9 protein-coding genes are annotated in these 9404 nt (G+C 61.2%); 2 read left to right on the top strand and 7 right to left on the bottom strand.

The window, feature by feature from the left end:
* Positions 1-186 precede the first annotated feature (186 nt).
* The 5 genes from IB241_RS24235 to IB241_RS24215 all read right to left on the bottom strand — a co-directional run bounded on the left by IB241_RS24235 (position 187) and on the right by IB241_RS24215 (position 3940).
* Positions 187-1002: an OmpA family protein gene (locus IB241_RS24235; RefSeq protein WP_192300704.1), complete on the bottom strand. Its 816-nt coding sequence runs from the start codon at positions 1000-1002 to the stop codon at positions 187-189.
* Entirely contained in the window at positions 999-1361 is a 363-nt protein-coding gene (locus IB241_RS24230; RefSeq protein WP_192300703.1) for a DUF4398 domain-containing protein, read from the bottom strand. Before IB241_RS24230 ends, IB241_RS24235 begins: the two co-directional genes overlap by 4 nt.
* Before the next feature lie 9 nt (positions 1362-1370).
* A complete protein-coding gene (locus IB241_RS24225; RefSeq protein WP_192300702.1) occupies positions 1371-2186 on the bottom strand; it encodes a substrate-binding periplasmic protein in 816 nt (271 codons plus the stop codon).
* 72 nt (positions 2187-2258) lie between these two features.
* Positions 2259-3188 carry an electron transfer flavoprotein subunit alpha/FixB family protein gene (locus IB241_RS24220; RefSeq protein WP_192300701.1) on the bottom strand — a complete coding sequence of 310 codons (930 nt, stop codon included), beginning with the start codon at positions 3186-3188 and terminating at the stop codon, positions 2259-2261.
* A gap of 2 nt (positions 3189-3190) precedes the next feature.
* On the bottom strand, positions 3191-3940 hold the full coding sequence (locus IB241_RS24215) for an electron transfer flavoprotein subunit beta/FixA family protein (RefSeq protein WP_024076934.1): 750 nt from the start codon (positions 3938-3940) through the stop codon (positions 3191-3193).
* 505 nt (positions 3941-4445) lie between these two features.
* Between IB241_RS24215 and IB241_RS24210 the strand changes: the two genes are divergently transcribed.
* The gene (locus IB241_RS24210) at positions 4446-6110 is read left to right on the top strand and encodes an electron transfer flavoprotein-ubiquinone oxidoreductase (protein WP_192300700.1); all 1665 of its coding nucleotides are present in this window, start codon (positions 4446-4448) and stop codon (positions 6108-6110) included.
* Positions 6111-6287: 177 nt separating this feature from the next.
* Here IB241_RS24210 and IB241_RS24205 read toward each other — a convergent pair whose 3' ends face one another.
* Entirely contained in the window at positions 6288-7181 is an 894-nt protein-coding gene (locus IB241_RS24205; RefSeq protein ID WP_192300699.1) for an AraC family transcriptional regulator, read from the bottom strand.
* Positions 7182-7364: 183 nt separating this feature from the next.
* Here IB241_RS24205 and IB241_RS24200 point away from each other — a divergent pair, with 183 nt between their 5' ends.
* Entirely contained in the window at positions 7365-8417 is a 1053-nt protein-coding gene (locus tag IB241_RS24200) for an NAD(P)-dependent alcohol dehydrogenase (RefSeq protein ID WP_192300698.1), read from the top strand.
* Here IB241_RS24200 and IB241_RS24195 read toward each other — a convergent pair whose 3' ends face one another.
* Positions 8418-9221 (bottom strand): IclR family transcriptional regulator, encoded by an 804-nt coding sequence (locus IB241_RS24195; protein ID WP_192300697.1) that lies wholly within the window; start codon positions 9219-9221, stop codon positions 8418-8420. It lies immediately after the preceding gene.
* Positions 9222-9404: the final 183 nt, after the last annotated feature.

Below are 9404 nucleotides of genomic sequence, written 5' to 3'. Positions count from 1 at the left end.
TGCCCCTCGTCCAGCACCATGCTGGCAGCTTTGAGTTTGAACTCACTTGAATAAGATTTACGCATATCCAAACACCTCAGATTTGGGCGCCATCATAGCGCCCGATTGAAGTGTCCAAAATCATTAGGCCAGTTCAAGCCCGCTCCCACACAAGCTCACTTACACATTGGGATTTGTGTGTGGCGTCTAGCGGGCGGCGCCCAACTGGCCTTTTTCGTCGGAGAACACGATTTCTACCCGCCGGTTCTGCGCCCTGCCCCGCTCGGAAGCGTTGGCTTCGACCGGGTACTGGTCACCATAACCTTCAACCTGGATGCGTTTTTCGTCGATGCCCAGGTCCACCAGCACATCGGCCACCGATTGCGCACGGTCACGGGACAGCTTGAGGTTTTCCTGCTCGCCGCCGGTGCTGTCGGTGTAACCCTCGATACGCACCACACGCTTGGGGTTCAGTTGCAGGAACTGCACGATTTTCAGCACGGTGCGGTTGGCGGAGTTTTTCAGTTCCGCTTCACCGGTATCGAACAGCACGTCGCCCAGGGTCATCACCAAGCCACGATCGGTCTGGGTGGTGGTCAGGCTGGCGATCTGTTCTTCGAGCCATTTGCCCTGTTGCTGCACACTGGTCAGCTTGCTTTCACGCAGGGCCAGTTGCAGGCGCTGGCGCTCCAACTCGAGCTTGGCACCGCGCTCGGCATTGAGCGCCTGCTCGGTGTGTTCGCGGGCAATCGCGCTGTAACGCTGGCTCAGATAGGCGTAATGCGCGACGTCGGCGCCGCTGCCCCAGTAGCTCGACAGGCGGTCGGCGCGGGCCAGGGATTCACCGGCGCGGATCACGTCCTTGGGCGCAAAGCGCAGCACGTTGGCGTCTTCCTTGACCTTCTGGAAGTCGCTGCCCGCCTGCTGCAAAGCCTGCTCGCTATCAGGGTGACTGGCGCAACCGCCCAACACCGCCGAAACCAACAGCAGCGCACCACTCAAACCACGGATCATCGGGCTCATTGGGCTTCCCCCAACTGCAACTGCTTGCGCAGGCGTGTGATGCGGGTGTTGAGCACGTTCAACTGTTCCTGGCTTTTGCGGGTCAGCACCTTGGCTTCGGCCAGGCGCGCGTCCAGCTCGGCTTGCTCAGAGCGCATACGGGCGTTCTTGTAGGACTCGTCGGCCATGCTGCCCTTGGCCCGGGCGAATTTGGCTTCGGCCAGTTTCAACTCGGGTGATTCATCGGTGTTGGCACCCACGGCGCTGGCTTGTTCCAGGGCTTGCTGGGTGAGGCGCATTTGTTCATTCGGCGCAGGATCGGCCGCACATCCCGCCAAAGCGACAACGGCGAGGGCCGCGAAAAGAGGTCGAAGAGTCACTGAAAATCCTTACTTTGCTGGAGTGCCGACAGGTTGCTGCAATTGCGCTTTCCAGCGCTCGAGATTGCGCTGCGTTGCCGCTTGCACCACACCGGACGCGGGCAATTCTGTCATCTTTTTCGCCAGCTGTCCGCGCAGCCACGGATCATTGCAGGCAGAGTTGTGGGAAATCGCCAGGTACAGGCCGGGCTGATCGATGGGCACCTCATGCGCAATCAAGTCATTGCTCATCCCCAGGGTCTGGGCCATGGCCATGCCGGAGTAACGACCGGCAAGGACGTAGTCCACTTCCCCGAGCAGCAGTTTCTGAAACGCCGGCGTCAGACTCGGCAGGCGTTGCAGGGTGAGCTGCTGCCCGGCGAACGTTTCGAAGGCGGCGCTCAACCGTGCGCGCTCTGAGGCCGCACCTTTGTGGCCGTGCAGGTCGGCGGCGGTGGTGTAGGCCAGTGTCGAGTCCTTGCGGGTCCAGACCAGGTAGTCGGTCTGCACCAGTGCCGGGTGGATGTAGTCGAGGGTGTCCAACTCGCCCAGGTTCAGCGGCGCGTCGGCGAGGATGTCCATGCGCCCGCTGCGCACTTCGTCCAGGGCCAGGGAGCGTTTGCCGCCGTAGAGCAGGTCGATTTTCAGGCCGAGGTCCTTGCCCACTTGTTGCAGCACATCGGCGGTGGCACCGATCAGGCGTGTGGGGTCTTGGGGGTCGCGCCAGAGCAAAGGCGGTGCGTCGGGGCTGCCGGTGATCACCAGGCGCTCGCATTTGCCGGCGGCCAGCGCCAGGCCTGGCAGTAGCGTGAGGCTCAGCAGTAAGGTCCAGGGGCGCAGTTCCATGGCGAGGTGCTCCAGCAAGTCAAAAAAAACCCGGTCACAAGGACCGGGCTCTTTATAAGTGAAGCGACTGGATTAGACCAGCTTCTCCAGCTCGGGTACGGCTTCGAACAAGTCTGCCACCAGGCCGTAGTCGGCTACCTGGAAGATCGGCGCTTCTTCGTCCTTGTTGATCGCAACGATCACTTTGGAGTCTTTCATGCCGGCCAGGTGCTGGATCGCGCCGGAGATACCGACGGCGATGTACAGCTGTGGCGCCACGATCTTGCCGGTCTGGCCGACCTGCATGTCGTTGGGTACGAAGCCTGCGTCGACGGCCGCGCGGGAAGCGCCGACCGCAGCGCCCAGCTTGTCGGCCAGGGCATACAGGTGCTTGAAGTTGTCACCGTTCTGCATGCCACGCCCGCCGGAAACGACGATCTTGGCAGCGGTCAGCTCAGGACGATCCGACTTGGCCAGCTCTTCACCAACAAAGCTGGAAGTACCCGCGTTGTGGGCAGCTGCAACGGCTTCAACGGCAGCCGAACCACCTTCGGCGGCAACCGGGTCGAAACCGGTGGCACGCACGGTGATGACTTTTACCGAGGCCGTCGATTGCACGGTGGCAATGGCGTTGCCGGCGTAGATCGGGCGCTTGAAGGTGTCAGCGCTTTCAACCGAAACGATCTCGGAGATCTGGTCAACGTCCAGCTGCGCGGCGACGCGTGGCAGGATGTTTTTGCCGTTGGAAGTGGCGGCAGCCAGGATGTGGCTGTAGCCAGCGCCCAGCTCTGCAACCAGAGGGGCAACGTTTTCCGGCAACTGGTGAGCGTACGCGGCGTTGTCGGCCAGCAGCACCTTGCTCACGCCAGCGATTTTCGCGGCGGCTTCAGCCACGGCGCCAGCGCCCTGACCTGCAACCAGCACGTGAATATCGCCACCGATTTTAGCGGCAGCAGCCACGGTGTTCAGGGTGGCCGGGGCCACGACCTTGTTGTCGTGTTCAGCGATTACCAAGATAGTCATTGTCAGATTACCTTCGCTTCGTTTTTCAGTTTCTCGACCAGTTCAGCGACCGACTTGACCTTGATGCCCGCGCTGCGTGCAGCCGGTGCTTCAACCTTGACGGTCTTGTTGGTGGACGCGGTGGAAACGCCCAAAGCATCCGGAGTCAGCACTTCGAGAGGCTTCTTCTTGGCTTTCATGATGTTTGGCAGGGACGCGTAGCGCGGCTCGTTCAAACGCAGGTCGGTGGTGACGATGGCCGGCAGTTTCAGGGAAACGGTCTGGGCGCCGCCGTCGATTTCACGGGTCACGGCGACGCTGTCACCGCTCACTTCGACTTTGGACGCGAAGGTGCCCTGGCCGTAACCGGTCAGTGCAGCCAGCATCTGGCCAGTCTGGTTGTTGTCGCTGTCGATGGCTTGCTTGCCAAGGATCACCAGCTGAGGCTGTTCCTTGTCGACAACAGCCTTGAGCAGCTTGGCCACGGCCAGGGAGGTCAGCTCTTCAGCGGATTCGACCAGGATGGCGCGGTCGGCACCCAGTGCCAGGGCGGTACGCAGCTGCTCTTGAGCAGTGGTCGGGCCGATGGAAACCACGACGATTTCAGTTGCCACGCCTTTCTCTTTCAGGCGTACGGCTTCTTCCACGGCGATTTCACAGAACGGGTTCATCGACATCTTGACGTTAGCAAGATCGACGCCGGAATTGTCCGCCTTGACGCGAACTTTCACGTTGTAATCGACAACGCGTTTGACAGCTACAAGAACCTTCATGGATTCCTCGTTACTCTCCGGTGAAAAGAAAGTCGCCTAGGCGAACCTGGCGGTTGATGCTCATCGGCACACAAGGGCACCTCCAAAAACGTCGGCGGATGACCTTGCTCACGGGAAATGACGACCGTTCGTCAGTGGTGACTGAGAGGTCATTCTTTATCGCAGCGTGTAAACTGCGCGCCCGAGTTTCGGCGCGCGTCACCTGTCTTGCTTTTGGACGTGCTCTTGAAACCTGCTGTCTGCCTACGGTAAGCGCAAAACCGACCGTATATTGACCGGAACGCCTATTCTGGTCAATACGGCAAAATAGCCAGTCATAAGCCGCGTTGCTTTGATTTACCTAGCCTGCGGGCAATTCAAACAAACGTTTGTATTGGACGCTCGCAGTGGTCTATATATAATGCGCCACCTAGAGAGAAAGGTGGGTCAGGCCTTTGCGCCAGACGACACCGAACCTCCATCCATTAGAAAAAAAGCCTGTTGAGCCTTGAGTAGGAGATAACCTGTGGAACGCGAATACATGGAATTCGACGTGGTCATCGTCGGCGCTGGCCCGGCGGGCCTATCTGCCGCCTGCCGACTGAAGCAGAAGGCCGCCGAAGCCGGTAAGGAAATCAGCGTCTGCGTGGTCGAGAAAGGCTCCGAAGTGGGCGCACATATTCTCTCCGGTGCGGTGTTTGAACCCCGCGCCCTGAACGAATTGTTCCCGGACTGGAAAGAACTCGGCGCCCCGCTCAACACCCCCGTGGTGCGCGATGACATCTATGTACTGCGCAGCCCAGAAGCCTCCACCAAGGTTCCTGACTTCTTTGTGCCCAAGACCATGCACAACGAAGGCAACTACATCATCTCCCTGGGCAACCTGTGCCGCTGGCTGGCCCAGCAGGCCGAGAACCTGGGCGTGGAAGTCTACCCAGGCTTCGCCGCCCAGGAAGCGCTGTTCGACGAAAACGGCGTGGTACGCGGGATCATCACCGGCGACCTCGGTGTCGACCGCGAAGGCAACCCGAAAGAAGGCGTCTACACCCCGGGCATGGAACTGCGTGGCAAGTACACGTTGTTCGCCGAAGGTTGCCGTGGCCACATCGGCAAGCAGCTGATCCAGCGCTTCAACCTGGACAGCGACGCCGACGCCCAGCACTACGGCATCGGCCTCAAGGAAATCTGGGAAATCGACCCAGCCAAGCATCAACCAGGCCTGGTGGTGCACACCGCCGGTTGGCCGCTGGACATCATGAGCAACGAGAACACCGGCGGTTCGTTCCTCTATCACCTGGAAAACAACCAGGTGGTCGTCGGCCTGATCGTCGACCTGTCCTACAGCAACACCTTCCTGTCGCCGTTCGATGAGTTCCAGCGCCTCAAGCACCACCCGGTGCTGGCCCAGTACCTCGAAGGCGGCAAGCGCATCAGCTACGGCGCCCGCGCCCTGGCCAAAGGTGGCATCAACTCGCTGCCGAAGATGGTATTCAAGGGCGGCGCATTGATCGGCTGCGACCTGGGCACCATGAACGTGGCCAAGATCAAGGGCAGCCACACCGCGATGAAGTCTGGCATGCTCGCCGCCGACGCCGTGGCCGACCGCCTGTTTGCCGAATCCGAAGGCGGTGATGAACTGACCGCTTACGTCGACAGCTTCAAGTCCAGTTGGCTCTACGAAGAACTGTTCGCCAGCCGCAACTTCGGCCCAGCGATGCACAAGTTCGGCCCGATCATCGGTGCAGGTTTCAACTGGTTCGACCAGAACATCCTGGGCGGCAAGATGCCGTTCACCCTGCACGACACCAAGCCGGACTACGCCTGCCTCAAGCTGGCCAAGGACAGCAAGAAAATCGACTACCCCAAACCCGACGGCAAGCTGAGCTTCGACAAGCTGAGCTCGGTGTTCATCTCCGGTACCAACCATGAAGAAGAACAGCCGTGCCACTTGAAGCTGAAAGACCCGAGCATCCCGATCGGCACCAACCTGCCGCTCTACGATGAACCGGCTCAGCGCTACTGCCCGGCGGGCGTGTATGAAGTGATCACCCAGGAAGACGGCGCCAAGCGCTTCCAGATCAACGCCCAGAACTGCGTGCACTGCAAGACCTGTGACATCAAGGACCCTTCGCAGAACATCACCTGGGTGACGCCGGAAGGCGCGGGTGGGCCGACTTACCCGAATATGTAAGCTAACTGTTTAAAGAAAAGGCTCCCAGACGGGAGCCTTTTTTATGGGTCAAACGCGGTCAAATGTGGGAGCTGGCTTGCCCGCGATAGCGGTGTATCTGAACCCTACATGTGGCTGACCCACCGCTATCGCAGGCAAGCCAGCTCCCACACTGACCAGTGTTGAATCAATAAAAAGTCAGGCGACGCGCTCCTCGCCGGGGTTACGCTCGAAGTAGCGCTTATATTCGCGACTGAACTGCGACGTACTCTGATACCCCACGCTATGCGCCGCCTGCGCCACCCCCATGCCTTCCACCATCAGCAACTGCTGCGCCTTCAACAAGCGCAATCGCTTCAGGTACTGCACCGGCGACAACAAGGTGCAGCGCTTGAAATGCTCATGAAACGTCGACGCACTCATGTGCGCATACCCCGCCAATGTCTCGATATTCAACGGCTCGGCATAATGGGCGTGCAGGTGATTCAATGACGTAGCGATTCGCGAAAACTGCCCCTGCTGTTCCACCAAGGCGCGCAACACATCGGCCTGTGGCCCGCGCAGCGCGGTGAACAACAATTCACGCACCCGCGCCGGGCCCATGATCCGGCTTTCCAGCGGATCATGCAGGCACTGCAGCAGCCGTTCGACGCAGCCACGCATGGCGTCATCCAGCACCACCGAACTCATTGACTCCAACGTCTGCGCCGTCGGCGGCGGCCCGGCCTGAATGCCCATGGCCATCACCAACTCCCCCAGCACCACACGGTCGATGCCCACCGTCACCCCGTAGAGCGGCGCATCCGGTGCCATGGCAAACGTCTCGCACTCGAACGGCACCGGCATGGCCTGGATCAAATAGTGCCCGGCGCCATACTCCAGCGTGCGCGGGCCCAGGTAGGCGACTTTGCTGCCCTGGGCCACGAACATCAGGCTGGGCTCATAGATCTGTGGGCCGCGCGCCACATCGCAGCTGGCGCGCAATACCTTCACGCCCGGCAGGTGGGTCGGCGAGAAACCGTCGCAGGGCGTCAGCCCCTCAATCAAGGAAACCAGCGTGGCGTTGGCATCAAGATGGCGAGTCAACAACATGGCAAAAAACTTCGCGAAAAAGGGATGAACGCATCATCGCAGGTCCGGCGACACAAAAACCCAAACCCGGGGCACCTCCGGACGAATAGGCATGAGACTCGGAGCAATCGCCATGGCCGCTGCAAGGCCCGGCGCGGAGAATGCGCCGCCTCACCTGTCATTGCTTTTTGCGAGGTTTTTCCCATGTACACCGCCATCGGTTATGCCGCCCAGTCGGCCACCACTCCCCTCGCCCCCATGTCCTTCCAGCGCCGCAGCCCGCGCGTCGATGATGTGGCCATCGAGATCCTGTACTGCGGCGTGTGCCACTCCGACATCCACCAGGCACGCAACGAGTGGGGCATCGCCGTGTACCCGCTGATGCCGGGCCACGAGATCGTCGGCAAAGTCACCGCCGTCGGCGCCGACGTCACCGCGCACAAAGTCGGCGATCTGGTCGGCGTGGGCTGCATGGTCGACTCGTGCCGTCACTGCGACGCGTGCAAGTCGGACCTGGAGCAATACTGCCTCGAAGGCCCGACCATGACCTACGCCACCCCGGACCGCGTCGACGGCAGCAACACCATGGGCGGCTACTCCGACAGCATCGTGGTCAGCGAACACTTCGTGGTGAAGATCCCGGCCAGGCTCGACCTGGCCAGCGCCGCGCCGATCCTTTGCGCCGGCGTGACCATGTACTCGCCGATCAAGCACTACGGCATCAAGGCTGGCGACAAGGTCGGCGTATTGGGCATGGGCGGCCTCGGCCACATGGGCATCAAGCTGGCCAAGGCGATCGGCGCCGAAGTGACCTTGTTCACCCGCTCGGCGAGCAAGGCCGAGGAAGGCCGTCGCCAGGGCGCCGACCATGTGATCGTGTCCACCGACGCTGCGCAGATGCAAGCCGCTGCCGGGCAGTTCGATTTCCTGCTGGACACCATCCCGGTGCAGCACGACCTCAACCCCTACCTCGACGTGCTGCGCTTTGACGGCGTGCACATCCTGGTCGGCCTGATCGAGCCGGTCGACCCGCCGGTCAACGCCGCCAAGCTGATCCTGGGCCGCAAGGTGCTGGCCGGTTCGCTGATCGGTGGCATTGCCGAAACCCAGGAAGTCCTGGATTTCTGCGCCGAACACGGCATCAGCTGCGACATCGAAATGCTCGACATCCGCAACATCAACGAAGCCTACAGCCGCATGATCGCCGGCGATGTGAAGTACCGCTTTGTCATCGACATGGCGACCCTCAAGGTCTGATCAGGCCTTCGCGCCCAACTCCGCTGACAGCCGCGCTGCGACCTGTTTGATCACAGGGATCAGCTCGGCCATTTTCTCCAGCGGCATGTAGGGCACGGTACTGGCGATGCTGATGCCGGCGACAATCCGCCGGCTGGCATCGCGCACAGGTGCCGCGACACAACGGATCGACGGTTCGTTGTCTTCCAGGTCGAACGCATAACCGCCCACCACGTATTCACGCATGCGCTGCTCGAACTGGGCCCAGGACTGCTCCGGGTGCAGCGGCCACTGCGGGCTTTTCCCTGCGGCCGGCAAGCTGACGTCGTACAGGCGCTGCCACTCTTCGACCGAATCATCCAACAGCAACGCCTTGCCGATGCCCGTACGCGCCAGCGGCATGCGGTGGCCGACCCGCGAGCGCATTTCCGGGCCATTGCGGCCGGGGTTCTTGTGCAGGTAGAGCACGTCGTCGTACTCGCGGATGGCCAGGTGGATGGTGTCCCCGGTCAACGCCGACAATTCGTCCAGGTACGGCACCGCCAACGTCACCAACGGCAGCTCTTCACGCGCCTGGAAACCCAGCTCGATCAATTTGGGCCCCAGCAGGTAACCGACTTGCGGCACCACGCGCAGGTAGCGCTCCTCCACCAGGCAACTGGCCAGGCGGTGGGTGGTGCTGCGGGTGGTGCCGATGCGTTTGGCGATCTCTTTCAGATCCCGCGCACCGGCCGCCACCGCTTGTACCACGCCCAGGCCACGGAGCAGGGTCTGGGTGCCGGTGGGGGCGGCTTCTTTGACGGGGGTGTGGGCGTTTTCCTGCATATCGAGCCTATTAAGTGTGAAAGCACGGGCATTATGGCAAATACCGACCTTCAATAAAGTGCAGATCCAAATGTGGAAGCGGGCTTGCTCGCGAAAGCGGTGTGTCAGATACCTGATGAATTTGCTGAACCACCGCATTCGCGGGCAAGCCCGCTCCCACATTTAGCCCTCACATGGCATGGT

Origin of the sequence: Pseudomonas sp. PDM05, assembly GCF_014851685.1 — a bacterium.
GTDB lineage: Bacteria > Pseudomonadota > Gammaproteobacteria > Pseudomonadales > Pseudomonadaceae > Aquipseudomonas.
Note: the sequence above shows the minus strand (reverse complement) of the source record. Positions and strands in the feature narration are given on the sequence as shown.